This is a genomic window from Streptomyces sp. CA2R106, from assembly GCF_037034245.1.
Lineage (GTDB): Bacteria > Actinomycetota > Actinomycetes > Streptomycetales > Streptomycetaceae > Actinacidiphila.
Map to the genome: position 1 here is coordinate 63,427 of NZ_JBAGKC010000016.1, position 21,835 is coordinate 85,261.

General features: G+C 73.9%; 21 protein-coding genes. 13 read left to right on the forward strand and 8 right to left on the reverse strand.

The window, feature by feature from the left end; genetic code table 11:
• Positions 1 to 284 precede the first annotated feature (284 nt).
• The gene (locus WA788_RS22135) at positions 285 to 1,232 is read left to right on the forward strand and encodes a GlxA family transcriptional regulator (protein WP_335979959.1); all 948 of its coding nucleotides are present in this window, start codon (positions 285 to 287) and stop codon (positions 1,230 to 1,232) included.
• Positions 1,233 to 1,322: 90 nt separating this feature from the next.
• The gene (locus tag WA788_RS22140) at positions 1,323 to 1,553 is read left to right on the forward strand and encodes a hypothetical protein (protein ID WP_335979961.1); all 231 of its coding nucleotides are present in this window, start codon (positions 1,323 to 1,325) and stop codon (positions 1,551 to 1,553) included.
• Positions 1,554 to 1,572: 19 nt separating this feature from the next.
• Here the strand turns inward: WA788_RS22140 and WA788_RS22145 are convergent, their stop codons facing one another.
• Positions 1,573 to 2,133 (reverse strand): signal peptidase II, encoded by a 561-nt coding sequence (locus tag WA788_RS22145; RefSeq protein WP_335979963.1) that lies wholly within the window; start codon positions 2,131 to 2,133, stop codon positions 1,573 to 1,575.
• A gap of 433 nt (positions 2,134 to 2,566) precedes the next feature.
• On the opposite strand from WA788_RS22145, the gene WA788_RS22150 reads away from it, so the two are divergent.
• Both WA788_RS22150 and WA788_RS22155 read left to right on the forward strand, forming a co-directional pair.
• The gene (locus WA788_RS22150; protein WP_335979965.1) at positions 2,567 to 3,898 is read left to right on the forward strand and encodes a quaternary amine ABC transporter ATP-binding protein; all 1,332 of its coding nucleotides are present in this window, start codon (positions 2,567 to 2,569) and stop codon (positions 3,896 to 3,898) included.
• Positions 3,891 to 6,518, forward strand: a complete 2,628-nt coding sequence (locus WA788_RS22155; protein ID WP_335979967.1) for an ABC transporter permease/substrate binding protein — start codon at positions 3,891 to 3,893, stop codon at positions 6,516 to 6,518. Before WA788_RS22150 ends, WA788_RS22155 begins: the two co-directional genes overlap by 8 nt.
• 100 nt (positions 6,519 to 6,618) lie before the next feature.
• On the opposite strand, the gene WA788_RS22160 is transcribed toward WA788_RS22155, so the two are convergent.
• The 3 genes from WA788_RS22160 to WA788_RS22170 all read right to left on the reverse strand — a co-directional run bounded on the left by WA788_RS22160 (position 6,619) and on the right by WA788_RS22170 (position 9,140).
• A complete protein-coding gene (locus tag WA788_RS22160) occupies positions 6,619 to 7,347 on the reverse strand; it encodes a response regulator transcription factor (RefSeq protein ID WP_335979969.1) in 729 nt (242 codons plus the stop codon).
• Positions 7,344 to 8,507, reverse strand: a complete 1,164-nt coding sequence (locus tag WA788_RS22165) for a sensor histidine kinase (RefSeq protein ID WP_335979970.1) — start codon at positions 8,505 to 8,507, stop codon at positions 7,344 to 7,346. The genes WA788_RS22160 and WA788_RS22165 overlap by 4 nt, the downstream gene beginning before the upstream one ends.
• A gap of 93 nt (positions 8,508 to 8,600) precedes the next feature.
• Positions 8,601 to 9,140, reverse strand: a complete 540-nt coding sequence (locus tag WA788_RS22170; protein WP_335979972.1) for a hypothetical protein — start codon at positions 9,138 to 9,140, stop codon at positions 8,601 to 8,603.
• A 361-nt stretch (positions 9,141 to 9,501) separates the two neighbouring features.
• Here WA788_RS22170 and dhaK point away from each other — a divergent pair, with 361 nt between their 5' ends.
• From dhaK to WA788_RS22185, 3 genes are all read left to right on the forward strand, one after another.
• The gene (dhaK, locus tag WA788_RS22175) at positions 9,502 to 10,494 is read left to right on the forward strand and encodes a dihydroxyacetone kinase subunit DhaK (protein ID WP_335979974.1); all 993 of its coding nucleotides are present in this window, start codon (positions 9,502 to 9,504) and stop codon (positions 10,492 to 10,494) included.
• 82 nt (positions 10,495 to 10,576) lie between these two features.
• On the forward strand, positions 10,577 to 11,254 hold the full coding sequence (dhaL, locus tag WA788_RS22180) for a dihydroxyacetone kinase subunit DhaL (protein ID WP_335979976.1): 678 nt from the start codon (positions 10,577 to 10,579) through the stop codon (positions 11,252 to 11,254).
• Complete coding sequence (locus tag WA788_RS22185; protein ID WP_335979978.1) at positions 11,251 to 11,736, forward strand: PTS-dependent dihydroxyacetone kinase phosphotransferase subunit DhaM; 486 nt, start codon at positions 11,251 to 11,253, stop codon at positions 11,734 to 11,736. The genes dhaL and WA788_RS22185 overlap by 4 nt, the downstream gene beginning before the upstream one ends.
• A 73-nt stretch (positions 11,737 to 11,809) precedes the next feature.
• Here the strand turns inward: WA788_RS22185 and WA788_RS22190 are convergent, their stop codons facing one another.
• Positions 11,810 to 12,097, reverse strand: a complete 288-nt coding sequence (locus WA788_RS22190) for a hypothetical protein (RefSeq protein ID WP_335979979.1) — start codon at positions 12,095 to 12,097, stop codon at positions 11,810 to 11,812.
• Positions 12,098 to 12,193: 96 nt separating this feature from the next.
• Complete coding sequence (locus WA788_RS22195; RefSeq protein ID WP_335979981.1) at positions 12,194 to 12,718, reverse strand: NUDIX hydrolase; 525 nt, start codon at positions 12,716 to 12,718, stop codon at positions 12,194 to 12,196.
• Positions 12,719 to 12,906: 188 nt separating this feature from the next.
• Between WA788_RS22195 and WA788_RS22200 the strand changes: the two genes are divergently transcribed.
• Positions 12,907 to 14,025: an O-antigen ligase family protein gene (locus WA788_RS22200; protein WP_335979983.1), complete on the forward strand. Its 1,119-nt coding sequence runs from the start codon at positions 12,907 to 12,909 to the stop codon at positions 14,023 to 14,025.
• Position 14,026: 1 nt separating this feature from the next.
• Here WA788_RS22200 and WA788_RS22205 read toward each other — a convergent pair whose 3' ends face one another.
• Together WA788_RS22205 and WA788_RS22210 are read right to left on the reverse strand one after the other, a co-directional pair.
• Positions 14,027 to 14,578: a hypothetical protein gene (locus WA788_RS22205; protein WP_335979984.1), complete on the reverse strand. Its 552-nt coding sequence runs from the start codon at positions 14,576 to 14,578 to the stop codon at positions 14,027 to 14,029.
• Between the two features lie 45 nt (positions 14,579 to 14,623).
• On the reverse strand, positions 14,624 to 15,379 hold the full coding sequence (locus tag WA788_RS22210) for a glutamate racemase (RefSeq protein ID WP_335979985.1): 756 nt from the start codon (positions 15,377 to 15,379) through the stop codon (positions 14,624 to 14,626).
• Positions 15,380 to 15,516: 137 nt separating this feature from the next.
• Between WA788_RS22210 and WA788_RS22215 the strand changes: the two genes are divergently transcribed.
• The 5 genes from WA788_RS22215 to WA788_RS22235 all read left to right on the forward strand — a co-directional run bounded on the left by WA788_RS22215 (position 15,517) and on the right by WA788_RS22235 (position 21,774).
• Positions 15,517 to 16,686 (forward strand): glycosyltransferase, encoded by a 1,170-nt coding sequence (locus WA788_RS22215; RefSeq protein WP_335979986.1) that lies wholly within the window; start codon positions 15,517 to 15,519, stop codon positions 16,684 to 16,686.
• A 337-nt stretch (positions 16,687 to 17,023) separates the two neighbouring features.
• Positions 17,024 to 17,608 (forward strand): DUF6643 family protein, encoded by a 585-nt coding sequence (locus WA788_RS22220; protein ID WP_335979988.1) that lies wholly within the window; start codon positions 17,024 to 17,026, stop codon positions 17,606 to 17,608.
• A gap of 55 nt (positions 17,609 to 17,663) precedes the next feature.
• Complete coding sequence (locus WA788_RS22225) at positions 17,664 to 18,491, forward strand: MOSC domain-containing protein (protein WP_335979989.1); 828 nt, start codon at positions 17,664 to 17,666, stop codon at positions 18,489 to 18,491.
• Positions 18,492 to 18,585: 94 nt separating this feature from the next.
• On the forward strand, positions 18,586 to 19,164 hold the full coding sequence (locus WA788_RS22230) for an Rv1733c family protein (RefSeq protein WP_335979991.1): 579 nt from the start codon (positions 18,586 to 18,588) through the stop codon (positions 19,162 to 19,164).
• Between the two features lie 153 nt (positions 19,165 to 19,317).
• Complete coding sequence (locus tag WA788_RS22235; RefSeq protein ID WP_335979992.1) at positions 19,318 to 21,774, forward strand: right-handed parallel beta-helix repeat-containing protein; 2,457 nt, start codon at positions 19,318 to 19,320, stop codon at positions 21,772 to 21,774.
• Positions 21,775 to 21,835 lie beyond the last annotated feature (61 nt).

A 21,835-nucleotide genomic window follows, 5' to 3' on the forward strand; every position in this document is an offset into this window, starting at 1 on the left:
CCGGGTCAGCGCCGCCCGGTGTCGGGGCGGGGGCGGCGAGGGGGTACGGCAGGGCGGACGGGACGCGCATGGAGCTTCCTTCGGGTGCGGGGGCCGGTCGGGCCGGTTCGCCCCTGACGCTAAGGTGCCGGCCGGCGCCGCTCCAGTGGCACCAATGCCACCTTCCAACGGGATCTCGCCAACACCCGTGCTCCGGCGTCCTGTACTGCCTGAGCTGGGTATCTGCACGCGTCAAGGGACGTCCGGCCCCGTCAGCCCGTAATTCGACGGGGTATGTTCGCGCCATGCACACCGTCGCCGTACTCGCGCTGGACCAGGTGATTCCGTTCGACCTGTCCACGCCGCTGGAGTCGTTCGCCCGCACCCGGCTGCCGGACGGGCGGACGCCGTACCGGGTCCGCGTCTGCGCGGAAGGGCCCCAGGTCGACGCGGGCGCCTTCACCCTCACCGCGCGCTGGGGCTTGGACGCGCTCGCCGGCGCGGACACGGTCGTCGTGCCGGGTACGGCCGTGCCGACCGCGCCGATCAGCCCCGCCGTCCGCGACGCGCTGCGCGCCGCCGCCGCGAGCGGCACCCGCATCGCCTCCATCTGCACCGGCGCGTTCCCGCTCGCGGCCACCGGCCTGCTGGACGGCCTGCGCGCGACCACGCACTGGCTGGTGACCGACCTGCTGGCCGCCACCTACCCGCAGGTCGAGGTCGACCCCGACGTGCTGTACGTCGACAACGGCCAGATCCTCACCTCCGCGGGCGCGGCCGCCGGTCTCGACCTGTGCCTGCACATGATCCGGTCCGACCACGGTTCGGCGGTCGCCGCCGACGCCGCACGGCTGTCCGTGGTCCCGCTCGAACGCGAGGGCGGCCAGGCCCAGTTCATCACCCGCCCCTACCCGCCCAGCCCGCAGGGCGCCGCGCTGGAACCACTGCTCGCCTGGCTCCAGGAGGACCTCGGACGCGAGCTGACCCTCGCCGACATGGCCGCCCGGGCCGGCATGAGCACCCGCACCCTCATCCGGCGGTTCCGCGACCAGACCGGGGTCACCCCGCTCCAGTGGCTGCACCGCGCCCGGGTCCGGCAGGCCCAGCACCTGCTGGAGACCACCCCGCACACCGTCGAGCGGATCGGCGCGCAGGTCGGCTTCGGCTCCCCCACCGCCTTCCGCGACCGCTTCAAGCGCACCACCGGCGTCAGCCCCCAGGCGTACCGGCGCGCCTTCGGTGCCCGGCGCTGACACCGCCCGCGGCGCCCGCCCTTTTCCCTCGTACCGATGTGCGAACGTACCGATGTGCGAAGACGGGAGCGGGTGGGCAGGCTGGAGGGCATGGACGCGGAACACGGAACGCAGGTGATCGTGGAGCCGCCGACCCCCGGCGGCCGGCGGATACGGGTCGGCCGGGAGTCCCTGGGGGTGGCCCGCGGACCGCGTGACCTGCTGGAGTTCCTGCGCCGGGCGGGCCTGGACCCGGACCAGGTCAGCCTCGACGACCCCGAGCTGTTCGTCTGGCACGGCGGCGGCCCGGAGGTGTGGACCGTGCCGGACGACGCCTCCTGACGAGGCCTCCCGACGGCGCTCAGTGCGCGGGGCTGTCCGCCCGCATCGGCACGCCGCGGAACGTCTGCACCAGGATCGTCAGCGCGCCGAACGTCACGCACTGGTCGGCGAGGTTGAAGATGCCGGAGTGGCCGACCTGGAGGAAGTCGAGCACCGCGCCGCGGCCGAAGCCGGGGTGCCGGAAGAGCCGGTCGGTGAGGTTGCCGCCGGCCCCGGCGAAGAGCAGGCCGAGGCCGACCGCCCAGCCGGTCGAGCGTACCGACGACGACGCCCAGGCGATGAAGGCGAGCACGCAGGCGGCCAGCACCGTGAAGACCACGGTGGCGTGCGGCGCGAAGGACCCGGCGGCGCCGGGGTTGCGGAAGGCGGTGAGGGTCACGCCGCCGCCGAGCACGTGCACCGGCTGCCGGCCCTCCACGGTGACCGCGGCGACGGCCTTCGTCACCTGGTCGACCGCGAGCCCGGCCGCGGCCGTGATCCACAGCGCCCGCCGCGGCGAGCCGCCCCGCCCCGTACCGCTCACGCCGCCCGCCGTGTCCGCGGTACCCGCGCTGTCCGCCGTGTCCGCGCTGTCCGCCATCGGCCGCCTCCGTGCGCTCCGGTGCCCCTGCCCGCGTCCATGTCCATGCCCGTGTCCATGCCCGTGCAATGGCTGAACGTTCACCCTCACGCACTCTACGCCCACAGAATTGCCACAGAAATCGTTAACACTTGGTCAAGGCCGGGTCAACAGTTGCCAGCCTGCGGATCGATGTCATAAGAAGCACGATCCGGTCACGATAAACGGGTCTTCATATCTGGACACAAGAGGACAAAAGCCACCGGCTTTTCCGAAGTTGTTTGCACTGTGCACGGCACGGGGTAGGCGGCGACGCGAACCAGAGGGTCCGCATCCAGGGGGCGGTCGCCGCCCCAGGACACCCGGTTCGCCGCCGGTTAGTTTCGTGAGGAACCCGCCGGCCGCGCTCCGACGGCCCTCGGGTTCGGCCTGTCCCCTGCCCCGAGAGGCAAACGTGTCACAGCTCGTCATCGAGCACGTATTCAAGGTCTTCGGCCGCAAGCCGAAGGAAGGTATCCGGCGGCTTCAGGAGGGAGCCGACCGTGCGGAACTGAGAGAGGAGGGCACGACCGCGGCGGTGATCGACGCCTCCTTCGCAGTGGAGCAGGGCGAGATCTTCGTCGTCATGGGCCTGTCCGGCTCGGGCAAGTCCACCCTGCTGCGCATGCTGAACGGCCTGCTGGAGCCCACCTCGGGCAGGGTGATGTTCGACGGCCAGGACCTCACCGGCCTGTCCGCGAAGGCCCTGCGCGACCTGCGCTCCCGCAAGATCAGCATGGTCTTCCAGCACTTCGCGCTCTTCCCGCACCGCAGCGTGCTGGAGAACGCCGCCTACGGCCTGGAGGTCCAGGGCCGCCCGGCCCAGGAGCGCGAGTCGAAGGCGGCCGAGGCGCTGTCCCTCGTCGGCCTGGAGGGCTGGGAGCAGTCCTGGCCCGACGAGCTGTCCGGCGGCATGCAGCAGCGCGTCGGCCTGGCCCGCGCGCTCGCCACCGACGCCGACCTGCTGCTGATGGACGAGTCGTTCTCCGCGCTGGACCCGCTGATCCGCCGCGACATGCAGGACCAGCTGCTGGAGCTCCAGCAGCGGCTGCACAAGACGATCGTCTTCATCACCCACGACCTCAACGAGGCGATGCGCCTGGGCGACCGGATCGCGGTGATGCGCGACGGCCGGATCGTCCAGATCGGCACGGCCGAGGACATCCTCACCGACCCGGCCAACGACTACGTCGCCAGCTTCGTACAGGACGTCGACCGCTCCCGGGTGCTCACCGCGGCCTCGATCATGGAGGAGCCGCGGGTGATGGTCAGCCCCAACGACGGGCCGCGCGCCGCGATGCGCGCGCTGCGCACCGACCAGGCGTCCGCCGCCTTCGTGGTCGAGCGCGGGCGCCGGCTGGTCGGCACGGTGACCGAGGGCCGGGTGACCGAGGCGCTGCGCAAGGCCGAGGGCACCGTACGCGACCTGATGGACACCGACTGCGTCACCACGCACGCCGACGCTCCGCTGTCGGAGCTGCTCACCCCCGCCTCGCAGTCGAAGCTGCCGCTCGCGGTGCTCGACGACAACGGCCGGCTGACCGGCGTCATCCCCCGGGTGACGCTGCTCGCCGCGCTCGGCGAGGGCCAGGAGGACACCGGCAGCCACCGGCTGCCGGACTTCGTGGCGCTGGACGACAGCCCCGCGCCGGACGGCCCGGACAGACCGGACGGCGGCGACAGCGGCGGCAGCGGCAGCCCCGACGACGGTGACGACGCCGAGGGCAAGGAGGCCACCCATGCCTAGGCTCCACTTCGGCAACTGGGCCGAGGACGTCGTCCACTGGCTCACCCACCACCTGTCCTGGCTCTTCGACTTCGTCAGCCACATCGTCAACGGCATGTACAACGGCGTGGAGTGGGCGCTCGGCGGCCCGTCACCGCTGCTGATGGCCGCGATCCTCGCGGTGCTCGCGCTGTGGATGCGCGGGCTGACCGCGGGTGTGCTGGCCTTCGTGGGCTTCGCGCTCATCGACTCCGTCGCGCAGTGGGACGAGGCGATGCAGTCGCTGTCCCTGGTGGTCGTCTCCGCGGTGATCGCGCTGGTGATCGCGGTGCCCCTGGGTGTCTGGGCCGCGCGGCGGCGCGCCGCGAGCGTGCTGATCCGCCCGGTGCTCGACGTGATGCAGACGCTGCCCGCGTTCGTGTACCTGATTCCGGCGATCATCTTCTTCAGCCTGGGCACGGTGCCCGCCGTCATCGCCACCATCGTCTTCGCGATGCCGGTCGGCGTGCGCATGACCGAGCTGGGCATCCGGCAGGTCGATCCCGAACTGGTCGAGGCGGCCGAGGCGTTCGGCACCCCGCCGTCCCGCACCCTGCTGCGCGTCCAGCTGCCGCTGGCGCTGCCGACCATCATGGCCGGCGTCAACCAGGTCATCATGCTGGCGCTGTCCATGGTCGTCATCGGCGGCATGGTCGGCGCGGAGGGCCTGGGCTCCACCGTCTTCGGCGCGATCAGCCAGGTCGACATCGGCCTGGGCTTCGAGGGCGGCATCTCCGTGGTGGTGCTCGCCATCTACCTGGACCGGATCACCGGCGCGCTCGGCGACCAGGTCTCGCCGCTGGGCCGCCGCGCCCTGGCCCGCGCCCGCAGCGCCACGCACGGCCTGAAGGTGCTGAACTACCGGCCGCGCCCGGCGATCGGCCTGTCCGCGGTGGTCGTCCTCGCACTGGTCGCGGGCGGCATCGGCGCCTTCTCCGGCACCAGCGACAGCTCCTCGCCGACGACCGCGTCCACGAACGTGGGCAAGGGCCAGACGGTCAAGATCGGCGACTTCAACTGGGACGAGTCCGTGGCCTCGGCCAACCTCTGGAAGGAAGTCCTGGACGCGCGCGGCTACAAGGCCCAGGTCAACACCTACGACCCCGGCGCCGCCTTCACCGGCCTGGCCAACGGCAACTTCGACTACCTCACGGACGCCTGGCTGCCCACCACGCACGCCTCGTACATGAAGCAGTACGCCGGCAGCTACACCGACCTCGGCAAGTGGTACGACCAGACCTCGCTGGAAGTCGCGGTGCCGTCCTACGTCAAGGGCGTCACGTCCATGGCGGACCTCAAGGGCAAGTCCTCGCAGTTCGGCGGCAAGATCATCGGCATCGAGCCGGGCGCCGGTGAGATGAAGCTGCTCAGCACCAAGGTCCTGCCCGGCTACGGGCTCGACAAGGAGTACAAGCTCGTCGCCAGCTCCACCGCGGCCATGCTGTCGGAGCTGAAGCGCGACTACGAGCAGAAGAAGCCCGTCGCGGTCGTGCTGTGGTCGCCGCACTGGGCCTACAGCACCTACAAGCTGACCAAGCTCAGCGACCCCAAGGGGCTGTGGGGCGCCAGCGACTCCATCCACAACATCGCCAACAAGAACAGCGCGGCCAAGCTCCCCCAGGTCAGCAGCTGGATGAAGAACTTCACGATGAGCGAGTCCCAGCTCAGCTCGCTGGAAGCCGACATCCAGGCCGCCGGCCAGGGCGGGACCGCCGACGGCGTGAAGAAGTGGATGAAGGACAACCCCGGCATCGTGGACAAGATGGCACCGGTCGCCGGGTCGAGCGCCACGAACGTGGGCAAGGGCCAGACGGTCAAGATCGGCGACTTCAACTGGGACGAGTCGATCGCCTCGGCGAACCTCTGGAAGGAGGTCCTCGACGAGCGCGGCTACAAGACGCAGGTCAACACCTACGACCCCGGCGCCGCCTACACCGGCCTGGCCAACGGCAACTTCGACTACCTGACCGACACCTGGCTACCGACGACCCACGCCTCCTACATGAAGCAGTACGGCAGTCAGCTGTCGGACCTGGGCAAGTGGTACGACCAGACGTCCCTGGAGATCGCCGTGCCGTCCTACGTCAAGGGCGTCACGTCGATGGCGGACCTCAAGGGCAAGTCCTCGCAGTTCGGCGGCAAGATCATCGGCATCGAGCCCGGCGCGGGCGAGATGAAGCTGCTCAGCACCAAGGTCCTGCCCGGCTACGGGCTCGACAAGGAGTACAAGCTCGTCGCCAGCTCCACCGCGGGCATGCTCGCCGAACTCAAGCGGGACTACGACCAGAAGAAGCCCGTCGCGGTCGTGCTGTGGTCGCCGCACTGGGCCTACAGCACCTACAAGCTGACCAAGCTCACCGACCCCAAGGGCCTGTGGGGCGCCAGCGACTCCATCCACAACGTCGCGAACAAGAACAGCGCCACCAAGATCCCCCAGGTCACCACCTGGATGAAGAACTTCAAGATGAGCGAGTCCCAGCTCAGCTCGCTCGAAGCCGACATCCAGGCCGCCGGCCAGGGCGGGACCACCGACGGCGTGAAGAAGTGGGTGAAGGACAACCCCGACATCGTCGACCAGATGGCACCGGTCGGCACGAGCTGACGCCGCCTCCGGCGGCAGCGGCTGACGGGGCCGGGGACACGTACCGCGTGTCCCCGGCCCCTTGGCGCGCCCGCCGCCCTACGCCGCCTTGTCCCCGACCTCATCCACGGGCCTTCACCAGCCCGTGGACGAACGCGTACTTGACCGCGTGCGCCCGGTCGCGCAGATGCGCCTTCGCGAACAGGTTGTTGACGTGGGTCTTCACCGTCGCCTCGCTGACCACCAGCCGCTCGGCGATACCGCGGTTGGTCAGCCCCTCGCCGATGAGCGTGAGCACCTCGACCTCCCGCGGGGTGAGGTCGGGGGCGAGCCCGGCCAGCGGCTGCTCCACCGGGGCCGCGCTCTTCACCGCGGCCGCCAGCAGCCGCTCCTGGACCGCCGGATCGAGAACGGCCTGCCCGGCGGCGGCCGCCCGCACCGCGCGCGCGATGTCCTCGCGGCCGGACTCCTTGGTCAGATAGCCGCGCGCCCCGGCGCCCAGCGCGGCGAGGATGTACTGCTCGTCGGCGAGCGTGGTGAGGACCACCACGGCGACGTCCGGGAAGCGTTCGGAGATCAGCCGGGTCGCCTCCACGCCGTCCGTGCGCGGCATGTTGAGGTCCATCAGGATCACGTCGGGGGCGTGCTGCTCCGCGGCGGTCACCGCCTCCCCGCCGTCGCGCGCCGTGGCGACCACCTCGAGGCCCGGTTGCAGGTCGAGCACCACCGCCAGCGCCTCGCGGATCGCGGTCTGGTCGTCGGCGACGACCACCCGCACCGGCTGCTCGCCGCGCTCCGCCCCGCCCCCGTACGGCTGCGGGCCCACCCGGCCCGGGTCGCGGCCGCTCATGCCGGTATCACCACACGCACCTGCCAACCTCCCGCGTCGTCACCGTCCACGATCGGTCCGGCCGTCACCGTGCCCCCCACCAGCTCGACGCGCTCGCGCATCCCGACCAGCCCCATGCCGCTGCCGGCGCCGGCCAGCGGCCGGGAGCCGTCCGGCGGCGCGGAGTTGACCACCTCGAAGGTGGTCGCCTCCGGCCCGTAGGCGAGGTGCAGCCGGACCGGTGCGCCGGGCGCGTACTTGTGCGCGTTGGTCAGCGCCTCCTGGGCGCAGCGCACGATCACCTGGGCGGGCCGGACCGGCAGTTCGTGCGGCGGACCGTCGAGGGTCAGCGTACCGGTGCCGGGGATCGAGCCGAGCATGGAGCGCAGGGTGTCGAGCAGCGGCAGCGCGTCCTCACGCAGGTCTCGGACGGTGCGCTGGACCTCGGTCAGCCCGGCGCGCACCAGGCTCTGCGCGCGCTGGGTGGCCTGCCGGGCCTCGGCGGCGGCGCCGGACTCCAACAGCGCGTCGGCGACCTCCAGTTGCATGTTGACCCCGGCCAGCGAGTGCGCGAGCACGTCGTGCACGTCGCGGGCGATCCGGGCGCGTTCGGCCAGGGCCTCCGCGCGCGCCTCGGCCCGCGCGGCCAGTTCGGCCTGCTCGGCGGCCGAGCGCGCCGAGCGCAGCGACTCGGCGTGCAGCCGGTTGGAGATGCCGACCAGCACGGTGGTTCCGGCCAGCACCCCCAGGTACCACGGCACCTCGCCGGGGTCGCTGCCGATCGGGAAGAGCCGTACGGCCGCGCACATCACGGCGGTCGCCGCGGCGACCGCCAGCGCGCGGCGGCGTTCGAGGCGGAACCCGGCGTGGCCGGCGAGGTAGAAGGCGAAGAGCGAGGCGGCCCCGGAGTGGTCCTGGCTCATCAGCGCGGCCGCGGCGACGCCCCCGAAGCACAGCAGCGCGGTCTGCGGCCCGGGCGACAGCGCCCCCTCGGGGATCAGCCGCATCGTCAGCAGCAGCGAGTTGAGGACGAGCAGGCACAGCACCACCAGACCGGTGCCGGACGTCCCGCGCGGGTGGACCAGCACCGCGCACACCGCGATGCCGGTGCCGCTGATGAAGAGCTGGAGGAGGTTGTTGTCCTGCGCGAGCCAGTGGGCCGTGGCGCGAAGTCGGTGCAACTGAAGCTCTCTTCCCGCGGTCGGCCGGGCGCCCGGCCGACCGGTCTGCTGATCAGCCGGTCGAGCGGCCTGCCGGCCAGCTGCTGCGAAAAGCTACCAGCGCCGACGGAACGGTGGCACCGGCGCCCTCGGTGCCCTCCCGCCATCCGGGGCGCGCAGGTCGTGCGGGTCATGCGGATCGTGCGGCGCCCCGGGCGCCGTACGGCCGCAGCGCGCGGCCCGGTGCAGCGCCACCAGCGTCTCGGCCACCATGCCGAGCCCGACCGCGAGCAGCACGCCCCGGGACCATCCGAGCAGCGCCAGCGCCGTGTGCAGCGCCGCGTCGAGCAGCCACAGCAGCAGCGCGCCGGAGCCGTACCGCAGCCAGGGCGCGCCGTCCCGCTCGCCGATCCGTACGGCCGCGCCGCGGGCCAGCCCGACGGCGACGCTGAGCAGGCAGCCCGCCCCGGCCAGTGCGGCCGTGGCCGCGGCCGGGCCGGTCGGGTGGGCGCCGCTCAGCGAGATCAGGCCCTCGCAGGCGAGTGCCACCGGCGCCACCAGCGGCAGCCCGGCGTGCGGCGCCTCGCCGAGCGTCCGGCGGGCCAGGACGTAGCCGACGCCGGACACGAGGAAGACGATGTCCAAGGGGCTCATCCCGGGCCCTCCCACGTGCGTTTCCACCGGCACACCGCACGGCATGCCGCCGACACCCGCACGCTAGGCGCCGCTCCCGGCCGGGCGATCCACCCCCGGGTGGAGATCCGGGTGGAGATCGGGTGGAGATGCGGACCGCGCTCCACGTCGTGACGTTTTCCGATCACCGGCGGATACTGGAGGGCATGGATCGCACGCCCGGACGAGTGACCTGCGCACCGGGCCCCGGCGTACCCGGACCCGCCGCGCCGCAGCACCGCGCACACCCGCGGGACGCCGTCACCCAGCACCCTTGACCCAGCCTCTGACCTGCTACGACACAGGCGGCTGCCCTGGCTGCCGGCCTGGCGAGGAGATTCCCGTGAAGATGCTGATCAACGTACCGGAGACCGTCGTCCCGGACGCGCTGCGGGGCTTCGCTGCGGTGCACACCGACCTGACCGTCGACGTGGAGCGCCGGGTGATCGTCCGCCGCGGAGCGCCGTACGACGGGCAGGTCGGGCTGGTGTCGGGCGGCGGGTCGGGGCACGAACCGCTGCACGGCGGCTTCGTCGGGCGCGGCATGCTCACCGCGGCCTGTCCGGGCGAGGTCTTCACCTCGCCGGTGCCGGACCAGATGGTGCGGGCCGCGGCCGCCGTGGACAGCGGCGCGGGCGTGCTGTTCATCGTGAAGAACTACACCGGCGACGTGCTCAACTTCGACATGGCCGCCGAGCTCGCCGAGGACGAAGGCGTGCAGGTGGCGAAAGTGCTGGTCAACGACGATGTGGCGGTGACCGACAGCCTCTACACCGCCGGCCGGCGCGGCACCGGGGCGACGCTGTTCGTGGAGAAGCTGGCCGGCGCGGCGGCCGACGCGGGCGCCCCGCTGGACCAGGTCGCGGCCCTCGCCCACCGGGTCAACGAGGTCTCCCGCAGCTTCGGGGTGGCGCTCAGCGCGTGCAGCACCCCGTCGAAGGGCGGCCCCACCTTCGACCTGGGCGAGGGCGAGCTGGAGCTGGGCGTGGGCATTCACGGCGAGCCGGGCCGGGAGCGCCGCGCCATGATGACCTCGGGCGAGATCGCGGACGTGGCGGTGGACGCGGTCGTGGAGGACCTGCGCCCGGACGCGCCGGTGCTGCTGCTGGTCAACGGCATGGGGGCGACGCCGCTGCTGGAGCTGTACGGCTTCGCGGCCGAGGTGCACCGGGTACTGGCCGCCCGCAAGGTCGCGGTGGCCCGTACCCTCGTCGGCAACTACGTGACCTCGCTCGACATGGCGGGTGCCTCGGTGACGATCTGCCAGGCCGACGAGGAGCTGCTGCGGCTGTGGGACGCGCCCGTGTCGACCCCGGCGCTGCGCTGGGGCTGCTGACCGCGGTGCCCGGCCGGCGCCGGGTCCGCGGGCGCGCACCGCGCGCCGTGCCGGTTCGACCCACCGTGGAAAGGCTCACCGTATGAACGCCGTGCCCGAACAGCCCGAACTGCCGGCCGACATAGACGCGGCCCTGCTGCGCCGATGGCTCGACGCGGCGACGACCGTGATCGAGCGGGAGGCCGCCCAGCTGACCGAGCTGGACTCCCCGATCGGCGACGCCGACCACGGCAGCAACATGCGCCGCGGATTCCTCGCCGCGCGCACCGCGATCGAGCAGGAGCCGCCGGACACGCCCGGCGGGGTGCTGGTCGCGGTGGGCCGCCAGCTGATCAGCACCGTCGGCGGCGCTTCCGGCCCGCTGTACGGGACGCTGCTGCGGCGGACCGGGAAGGCGCTGGGCGAGGCGCCGGCGGTCACCGCGGCGCAGCTGAGGGACGGGCTGGCGGCCGGGGTGGAGGCGCTGTGCCAGCTCGGCGGGGCGGTGCCGCAGGACAAGACGATGGTGGACGCGCTGGTGCCCGCGCTGGACGCGTTCGGCGCGGCGCTGGCGGCCGGTGACGGCACCGCGGTGGCGCTGACCGCGGCGGCGCGGGCCGCGGAGGAGGGCGCCGTGGCGACCACCCCGCTGCGGGCCCGCAAGGGCCGGGCGAGTTATCTGGGCGACCGCAGCATCGGCCACCAGGACCCGGGCGCGACCTCGGCAGCCCTCCTGCTCACCGCGCTCGCCGACACCGCAAGGGAGGCGTCCTCCTCATGACCGGCAGCCCCGACACCTCTGACCGCACTGACCGCACTGGCAGCACTGACACCGGCGCAAGCACCGGCACCGGCGGGGAGTCCGCGCAGGCGCTGGTCGGGATCGTGCTGGTCTCGCACAGCGCCGCGGCCGCGAACGCCGTCGCCGATCTGGCGTCCGCGCTCAGCGGCGGCGGCGAGGTCCCGCTCGCCCCGGCCGGCGGCGGCCCGGACGGCGGGCTCGGCACCAGCTCCGACCTAATCGCCTCGGCGGCGCGCAGCGTCGACCGGGGGGCGGGCGTGGCGGTGCTCGCCGACCTCGGCAGCGCGGTGCTCACCGTGAAGGCGCTGCTGGCCGACGAGGAACTGCCCGCCGGGGCGCGGCTGGTGGACGCCCCCTTCCTGGAAGGGGCGGTCGCCGCCGTCGTCACCGCGTCCACGGGCGCGGACCTCGACGCGGTGGCGGCGGCAGCGGCGGAGGCGTACACCTACCGCAAGCAGTGACGGTTCCCCGGTGCCCCCGCACGCGGCGGGGGCACCGGGGCACGCCGGTCGGCGCGGGGGTCAGCGCGGGCGGTCAGCGCCCGTAGCGGAGCAGGTTGCGGACCATGCGGCAGGTGATGTCGGACGGCGGGTGGACGCCGATCCGCTCGGCGGTGCGGCGTATCCTCCCGTTTCCGGCCTGGGCCGGTTCGTAGACCCCCGAGTCGAGCAGGGCGATGGTCAGGCGCATCGTCTTCAGACGGCGGTTGTGTGCTACATACCACTCGCGGGGCAGGCCCGCGGGCAGCGGCTTCTTCGGCAGTGCGGCCAGCGGCGGGGATGTCTGTCGGCGGTGGTCCAGGGGCAGTGCGGCAGCGGCCATCGGCTTCCTCCTGAGGCGTCGGCCCACGCTTTCGAACACTGTCGATTTTACCGCCAAGCACTGACAAAGCCCCCTGGCCGGGCGGGGGTTCGGCGCTTACGGAAGCAGGCCCGCGGCGGCGGTCCCGGGGGCCGGGTCGACCGGCGGCGCCGGGGCGGGCGCGAACCACGTCGGCTCGTCGCGCAGCGCCTCCTCGATCCGGCCGCGGGCGATCGGCCCGAGCGGCGGCAGCTCGTCCAGTGCGAACCAGCGCACGTCCAGCGACTCGTCGTCGTTGACCCGGGCCTCGCCGCCCACCGCCCGGCAGCGCAGCACGATGTCGATGTATTGCGCGCGGTCGCCGTTGCCGTGGACCACCGGTTCGTTGCTGAAGACGCTCAGCACCCGCTCGACCACCGCGGAGACACCGGTCTCCTCCTGGATCTCCCGTACCGCGCTCTCGGCCGGCTGCTCGCCCGGGTCGGGGATGCCGCTGATCAGCGCCCAGCGGCCGGTGTCGGTACGCCGGTTGAGCAGCACCCTGCCGCGGTCGTCGAACACCACCATGACCACGCCGGGCAGCAGGAGGAGAACGTTCCCCGCCTTGCCGCGGATGTCCTGGATGAACTTGGGAGTCGCCATGCCCCGAGCCTACGAGATGCCAGGTGAACGCCACATCAGCACCAGGTTTCACGCGCTCGAAGAGCTTCCTGTGCGACGTGTCCACAGGGTGGGCCGTCACCCGTTACGGTGATCCGGACAACAGCGCCCACGCGGGGAACGCGGGTGCGGCGGCACCGTCGCGTCCGCGTGGCGGCAGGGGGTCGGGGATGGACACGACGACCGGCGGCGCGCCGCCGCACGGCGGCCGCACGGGCCGCGCCACGGGGCCGCGCCCCGGCGGGCGGCCGCTGCGGCAGGCCCGGCAGGAGCGGCGGCCGTCGGCGAGCGGGGTGGACGCCGCGGGGATGGCCGTGCTGGCGTGCTGCGCGGTCTGGGCGGTGGTCTGCGCCGGCGGGCGCGCGGCCCGGCCGGAGGGCGCGCTGCTCGCGCTGCTGGCGGTCACCGCCGGATACGCGGCCGGGCGGGTGCTCGGCGCGATGCTGCCGAAGCTGACGCTCGCCGCGGGCGCGGTGACCGTGCCTGCGCTCGTGCTGGTCCCGGCGGGCCGGCTCTCCCGCGGCGGGAGCGCGCCGCCGCTGGGCTACGCCAACGCCGACGCCGCGCTGCTCGTCCTCGCCGCCGGAGCGGCCTGCTGCGCGGCCTGGGGCGTCACCGGTCCGCTCTGGCGGCTGCCGGCGGTGGTGTGGCGGAGCCTGCTGCGGCTGCTGGCGCTGACCTGCGCGCTCTCGGCGCTGCTGCTGGGGTCGTCCGCGGCCTTCGCGGCGGGCGTGGCGGTCGTGCTGTGCTCGCTGGCCGCCGCCCGGATGCGGCACCGGCTGACCGGCCTGGCCGGGCTGGCGCTGGCCGCGGCGCTGGCGGTCGGCGGCAGCTACGCGACCGCGGTCGACGCGCTGCCCGGCGGGCTGTCGCAGTCGCTGACCGGGCAGCTCACCCAGCCGCGGGTGGCGCTGTGGCACGAGGCGGTAAAGCTGGCCGAACGGCATCCGCTGCGCGGGGTCGGGCCGGGGCGCTTCGCGGAGGAGAGCACCCCGCTGCCCTCGGACACCCCGACCGCGCAGACCCCCCAGTCCGCGCCCTTCCAACTCGCCGCGGAGCAGGGCGTGCCCGGGGTGGTCCTGCTCGGCGGCGCGTACCTGTGGACGCTGTGCGCGCTGTGGCGCTCCCCGCGCTCCACTCCGGCGGTGCTCACCGCCGCCGCCGCGCTGACCGGGCTCGGCCTGCTCGCCACCGTGGACCATGTGCTCAGCTACGCGGCGGTCACCTCGGCAGCGGGCCTCCTGGCGGGCGTGGCCACCTCCCGGCCCTGGCCGGCGCCGGCGGGCTGACTCAGCGGCCGGCGGGGTCCTGGGGCGCGGCGAGGCCGAGCATCTCGCGGATGGCGCGCACCGCGCCCTCGGCGTCGTCGACGGTCACCGTGAACCAGCGGCCGCCGCCGAGGTCGATGACGATGCCCGGCCCGCGCCGTACGACGACGGCCGTGCCCTTCTCCGGTCGCCAGCGGTAGCCCCAGCCGCCCCAGGAGCGGGGGCTGATCACCGGGGCCAGCCGGGCGCCGCTGACCTCGCCCATGGGGATGCGGCGGCGCGGCACACCGATGTGCCCGCAGCGCACCTGGACCGCCTCGCGGTCGACCCGGACGTGGACGTGGGTGAAGGCCACGGTGCCGAAGAGGACGAGCAGCCCCACGGCGAGGCAGCCGACCACCGACATCACGAGCGGGACGAGGCTGGCGGTGGGGCCGGGGCCCTCGACCGCCAGGGAGATACCGAGCGCCACACAGGCGGCGCCCACGGCAGCGGGAACCCACTGCATACGGTTGCGGGCCCGGCCCGTCCACACACGGGACGCGCCGGTCTCCGGCCGGGGAGCGTGCGTCATGCCCGCAGCGTACCCACCCGCGGCGCGCCTGGCACCGTCCGGACGTCAGGCCGTGGCGGCCGTCACGGCCAGGGCGGCGCCCTGGGGGTAGGCGAGGGCGGCGGCGGGCAGGGGCGCGGGGCGGCCGTTGAGGAGGACCTCGAGGGTGCCGCCGCCGGGCGTGGCGGCCACCCTGCGCAGGGCCTGGGCGGCCACGGCGTCGGCGGACCCGTACAGCGCGGCGCCCGGTAGGACGGCGGAGATGCGGTCGGCGACGAGTTCGTAATGGGTGCATCCCAGGACGACGGCGCTTACCGCCGACGGGGTGAGGGCCGCCGCCGCGGCGATCGCCGCTTCGACGGCGTCCTGGTCGGCGTGCTGCACCGCGTCGGCCAGCCCGGGGCAGGGCACCTCGGTGATCCGGGCGCCGTTGCCGAACTCGGCGATCAGGCCGCGCTGGTAGCTGCTGCCGGTCGTGGCGGGGGTGGCCCAGATCGCCACCTCGCGGTGGGCGGCCGCCGCGGGCTTGATCGCCGGGACGGTGCCCACGACCGGCAGCCCGGGCTCGAACGCCGCCCGCAGCGCGGGCAGCGCGTGCACCGAGGCGGTGTTGCACGCCACGACCAGGCCGTCCAGCCCGTAGGCGGCCGCGGCCCGCGCGCAGTCCAGGGCCCGCGCCGCGACGTCCTGCGCCGACCGCGGGCCCCACGGCATGCCCGCCGGGTCCGACGCGAGGACCAGGTCGGCGTCCGCCCGCACCCGCCGCACCGCCGCGGCAGCGGCGAGCAGCCCGACACCCGAATCCACCAAGCCGATCTTCACGCCACCACTCTAAGCGCTCCCCCGCGACGCGCTGCCGCTGCCGCGGCCCGCACCGCCGCGCGGGCCCGGGCGCGCCGCAGGAGGTGCCCCGCGCGGGCGCCGGGCGGGAACTCGGGCAGACTGCGGGGGTGAGCGTGATGACTGGGATCGCAGGGGTGTCGTTGGTGGCGTGGGTGTGGCTGCTGGCGGGGCAGGGAGGGTTCTGGCGCACCGACGTGCGGCTGCCGCGGGGCGGCGGGCGCGCGCCGGTGCGGGCGTGGCCGGACGTGGCCGTGGTGGTGCCGGCGCGGGACGAGGCCGAGGTGATCGGGATCAGCCTGTCCTCGCTGCTCGCCCAGGAGTACCCGGGCCGCGCGGAGGTCTTCCTGGTGGACGACGGCAGCACGGACGGCACCGGCGAGCTGGCCCGGGAGCTGGGCGCGCGGCCGGGCGCGCTGCCGCTGACGGTGACCTCCCCGGGCGAGCCGCCGCAGGGGTGGACCGGCAAGCTGTGGGCGGTGCGGCACGGGATGGCGCTGGCCGGTGAGCGCACCGGCGCGGAGTACTTCCTGCTCACCGACGCGGACATCGCGCACCGCCCGGGCAGCCTGCGGGCCCTGGTGGAGGCGGCGGTCGGCGAGGACCTGGACATGGTCTCCCAGATGGCCCGGCTGCGGGTGGAGACGGGGTGGGAGCGGCTGATCGTCCCGGCGTTCGTGTACTTCTTCGCGCAGCTCTACCCCTTCCGCTGGATCAACCGCCCGCGCGGGCGGACCGCGGCCGCGGCCGGCGGGTGCGTGCTGCTGCGGGCGTCCGCGGCGAAGGCGGCGGACGTGCCGGACGCGATCCGGCAGTCGGTGATCGACGACGTGGCGCTGGCCCGCGCGGTGAAGCGGTCCGGCGGGCGGATCTGGCTCGGGCTCGCCGAGCAGGTCGACAGCGTGCGCCCGTACCCGGACCTGGCCGAGCTGTGGCGGATGGTGGCGCGCAGCGCGTACGCCCAACTGCGGCACAATCCGCTGGTGCTGGCGGGGACCGTGCTGGGGCTGGCGCTGATCTACCTGGTGCCGCCGGTCGCGGCGGTCGGCGGGGCGGTCGCGGGCGCGTGGCCGCTGTGCGTGCTGGGCACGGCGGCGTGGGCGGTGATGGCGGGGACCTATCTGCCGATGCTGCGCTACTACGGCCAGCCGTGGGCGCTGGCCCCGCTGCTGCCGTACACCGCGGCGCTGTACCTGCTGATGACGGTGGACTCGGCGGTGCAGCACTACCGCGGCCGGGGCGCGGCGTGGAAGGGCCGCACCTACGCGAAGCCCGACGCGACCGTGTGACGGCGGGCGGGCGTGCGGAGGCGGTGGACCGGCGCAGGCGTGAGGGCACGGCGGACCGGCGGCGTACGGCGTGGCCGTACGGCCGCGCGACCGCCTCCTCAACCGTACCGTCCGGCGCTCTCCGCCCTGCGTGCGGGCTTGTTGACGTATCGTCAGGAGCGGCGGAGCACCCGCGCGGCACACCCGGGAAACGAGGCTTTTACCTGATCACATCCTGAGATGGTGACCGTTTTCCGGGGATTCGCTCGTATTAATGAACCAAGGTCACTCACAGCACGCAAAACAACCATCCAATCGGTCTCCCCAACGACCACATCGTGGGCTTAACTTATGGCCCATGACCACCCCCCGCGGTTCGTACGGTGGCGGCTACGGCAGCTACTACCCTTCGTCTGCGTCCTTCCCGGACACCCCGATCTACGACAGCCTCGTGGCCGAGCGCGGCACCCCGCAGATCGCCCCCATCCGCGTGCCCGCGCCGTACCCCTCGTACGACTCCGGCGGCTACAACTCCTTTGGCAGCAGCGGGAATCTGCCTGCCCTGCCCGCCGCGCTCCCGGCGCTGCCGGCCGGCCCCTCGGCCCCGGCGGGGCAGATGGGCCAGCAACACCAGCAGCCCCAGCCGCAGCACCAGCAGGGGCCGGGCGGGTACCAGGGCGGGGGTTACCAGCAGCAGCCCGCGGCATATGCGCCGCAGCAGGCCGCCATGCAGCGCCCGGCGCCGGCCAACGGCTACGGCGGCTACCCTGCGCAACCGCAGCAGGCGTCGCCGTCCGGCTACCAGGCGGCCCGCCCGGCACCCCCGCGGCCGATGGCGCCCCGGCAGGGCCCGGTCGGGCACCCGGAGGAGAACTACCAGCGCCGCAACCTCGGCCTCGGCGTCCCGCCGGCACAGCCCGGAGGGGGCTACTACCAGGGCTGAGCCCAACAGCAGGCCGGGCTGCGGGCGGCAGCTGACCGGATGGCACGATGGTCGCATGACCATGCCCACCGTCAGCGCGCTGCACCTCTACCCGGTCAAGTCGATGCGTGCCACCAGCACGCCGGCGGCGGTCGTGGAGCCGTGGGGGCTCGCGGGGGACCGCCGCTGGATGCTGGTCGACGCCGCCACCGGCAAGGCGGTCACGCAACGTGAGGACGCCCGGCTGGCGTTGGTGGACACCGCGCTCGACGACCGCGGCGGGCTGCGGCTGTCCGCACCCGGCCGGGCGCCCCTGCATGTCGACGTGCCGCCGCCCGGCCCGCTGGAGACCGCGCGGATCTTCGCCGGATCGCTGGAGGTGCGCGCCGCCGGCGACGCCGCCGCGCGGTGGTTCACCGGCTACCTCGGCACCCCGGTGCGGCTGGTCCACCTCGACCGGCCCGACCTGCGCCGGCCGATCGCGCCCGAGTACGCCGTGCCCGGCGAGACCGTCAGCCTCGCCGACGGCTTCCCGCTGCTGGTCACCACCACCGCGTCGCTCGACGCGCTCAACGAGCTGATCGCCGCGGGCGACCGGGCGAAGGAGGGCCCGCTGCCGATGGACCGGTTCCGGCCGAACGCCGTCGTGGACGGCACCGCCGCGTGGGCCGAGGACGGCTGGAAGCGGGTCCGGATCGGCGAGGTCGTCTTCCGCGTGCCCAAGCCCTGCGGGCGGTGCGTGATCACCACCACCGACCAGCGCACCGGCGTCCGCGGCCGCGAGCCGCTGCGCTCCCTGGGCCGGCACCGCAACCTCGACGGCCGGCTGGTCTTCGGCCAGAACCTCGTGCCCGAGTCGTCAGGAACCCTGCACGTCGGCGACGCGTTGAGCGTGGTGGACTGACGTTCCACCCGCCTTTTCCGCACCCCCGCGGAAAGGGCGTGCATTGAACCGCGCCGGTTGCGGTAGTTGATGGGTGTGAAGGGGGTGGCCGCCGATGAAGGGTCGCACGACAGGCACCGTGCGCGGATGGCGCTGGCGGCGCAATCCGCTGCGCCGGCGCACGGACGTGGTCGAGACATGGCTCGCGCTGTTCTTCGCCGTCGCCCTGTGCGCGACACCGCTGCTGGGCTGGTGGGCGGACAGATCGGTCGGCCGCGTGCTGAGCCACGAGGTCGCCACCGAGCACGCCGAGCGCACCCTGGTGACCGCGACCCTCGCGCGCGACAAGGCGTCCGGCTCAAAGACGCGTCCCACCGAGCAGTTGCGCTGGACCGGCCCCGACGGCAGCACGCGGACCGCCACGGTCTCCTCCGACATCGAGGTGCTCCAGCAGGGCCGGATCAAGGTCTGGACCGACCGCGCCGGCAGGTTGGCGCCGCCGCCGCTGGACTCCGCCACCGCCGGCACGCACGCGGTGCTCGCCGGGGTCGCCGCCGGGTCGGCCGCGGCCGGACTGCTGGTTCTCTCCCGCCAGTTGCTGATGTGGCGGCTGATGCTGCGCCGGCTGGAGTCCTGGGCGCGCGAGTGGGCCCGGGTCGGCCAGGACTGGGGCCGCGCCGGCGCCGGCGGCTGACCCGTCCGCGGGGGCGCGAAACCGCCCACCGGCGCGCTGCCGCAAGCCCGTTACGATGTCCACCGGGTGGCCGCGCGTCACCAGCATGCCTCCGGCCGCGCTACGGTTTGATCCCCGGTCGGCGACGCAAGAGGGTGGGGGCTGAGCAGCCCGATGGCACATGGCGTGGTGCAGGTGACCAATCCGAGCAGTTCTCGGTGGCGCCGCCGCACAGGCGAGTACGAGACCCTTGCTGCCGCGCTGGACGCGGCCGGCGACGGCGACGTGCTCTCGGTGGGTGCCGGCACCTACCGGGAGAACCTCCTGGTGGACCGCGCGGTGACGCTGCGCTGCGCGGACGGGCCCGGCACCGTGCGGCTCGCCCCCACCTCGGGGGTGGCGCTCACGCTGCGGGGGGCCGCGCTGGTGCAGGACCTGGTGGTCGAGTGCCAGGACGTCACGTCGGCCGCGCTGCTGGTCGAGGCGGGCGCCCCGGAGCTGTCGGGGGTGCGGATCAGCACCCGCTCGGCGGTCGGCCTGGAGGTGCGCGACGGCGCCCGGCCGACGGTACGGCGCTGCACCGTGGACAACCCGGCCGGGGTCGGGGTGAGCCTGCTGGAGGACGCGGGCGGCCTGTTCGAGGAGTGCGAGGTGGTCTCCGCCGGGCAGAACGGCTTCGCGGTGCGCGGCGGCGCGACCCCGCGGCTGGAGCGCTGCCGGGTCCACCACGCCACCGGCGCGGGCCTGTCGGTCACCGGCGAGGGCAGCTCGCTGGAGGCGGTGAGCTGCGAGGTCTTCGAAGTCCGGGGCACCGGCGTGCAGTTGTCGGCGCAGGGCAGCGGGCAGTTCACCGACTGCCAGGTGCACCGCACCACCGGCGACGGCATCACCCTGGACACCGACGCGGTGCTGGCGATGTCCGACTGCGTCATCCACGACATCCCCGAGAACGCGGTGGACCTGCGGGCCCGTTCGGTGCTGACCCTCACCCGCAGCACGATCCGCGGCTTCGGCCGCAACGGCCTGTCGGTCTGGGACCCGGGCACCCGCGCGGACGCCAACCAGTGCGAGATCCACGACAGCACCGGCGACTACCCGGCGGTGTGGGTGAGCGACGGCGCGGTGACGATACTGGACTCCTGCCGGGTGCACGACGTGCCGGACGCGCTGTTCGTGCTGGACCGCGGTTCGCGCGCGGACGTCGTGGACAGCGACTTCACGCAGATCCGCAACACCGCGGTGTCGGTGAGCGACGGCGCCAGCGTGCAGCTGGACGACTGCCGGATCAAGGAGGCGGCCACCGGCGCGTGGTTCCGCGACCACGGCAGCGGCGGCACCCTCTCCCAGGTGACCGTGGACGACACCGCGACCGGGGTGATCGTCACCAAGGGCGCGGACCCGGCGCTGGAGCGCTGCACCGTCACCAACCCCGCCGAGGCCGGGGTGTACGTCTCGGCCGGCGGGCGCGGCGCCTTCACCGGCTGCCGGGTGGTCGGCAGCCGCGGCTTCGGCTTCCACATCATCGACGGCTGCCGCTCCCACCTGACCCGCTGCCGCACCGAGCGGTGCGCCCGCGGCGGCTACGAGTTCGCCGAGCCGGGCCCGGTCACCGAGGACTGCACCAGCGACCGCGCCGCGACCGACGACCTGCCCGCGCCCGTACCGTCCGCGGCGCACACCGCCGGCGGGTCCGCCGCGGACGGTACGCCGCCGGCTCGGGCGCTGAGCACCGGCACGCAGTCGTACGGCCTGCTGGGCGGCGTCCCGGCGCAGCGGCCGGCCGAGGTGCCGCCGCAGGACGCGCCGGTGCGGGTGGCCACGCGGGAGAGCGACGTGGTGCTCGGCGACCTCGACGCGCTGGTCGGCCTGGACAGCGTCAAGCGCGAGGTGCGCACCCTGATCGACCTGATCTCGGTCGGGCGGCGCCGGGAGCAGGCCGGGCTCAAGGCGCCCTCACCGCGCCGCCACCTGGTCTTCACCGGCTCCCCCGGCACCGGCAAGACCACGGTGGCGCGGCTGTACGGGGAGATCCTGGCGTCGCTCGGCGTCCTGGAGCGCGGGCACCTGGTCGAGGTCGCCCGGGTCGACCTGGTCGGCGAGCACATCGGCTCGACCGCGATCCGCACCCAGGAGGCGTTCGACCGGGCGCGCGGCGGGGTGCTCTTCATCGACGAGGCGTACGCGCTCGCACCGGAGGACGCCGGGCGCGACTTCGGGCGCGAGGCGATCGACACGCTGGTGAAGCTCATGGAGGACCACCGCGAGGCGGTCGTGGTGATCGTGGCCGGCTACACCGCCGAGATGGAGCGGTTCCTCGCCTCCAACCCGGGTGTGGCGTCCCGCTTCTCCCGCACGATCACCTTCGGCGACTACACCGCGCAGGAGTTGCTGCAGATCGTGGAGGCGCAGGCGACCGAGCACCAGTACCGGCTCGGCGACGACGCCGCCGAGGCGCTGCTGAAGTACTTCAGCGCGATCCCCAAGGGTCCCGCCTTCGGCAACGGCCGTACCGCGCGCCAGACCTTCGAGGGCATGATCGAGCGGCACGCGGTCCGTATGGCGCACGTCGACGATCCCACCCACGACGAACTCCAGCTGCTGTACCCCGAAGATCTCCCCAACCTGACGTGACGGCTGACCCGGCGGTGGAGTCGGCCTAAGATAAGCGGTCGGCCCATAGGACAACCTCACG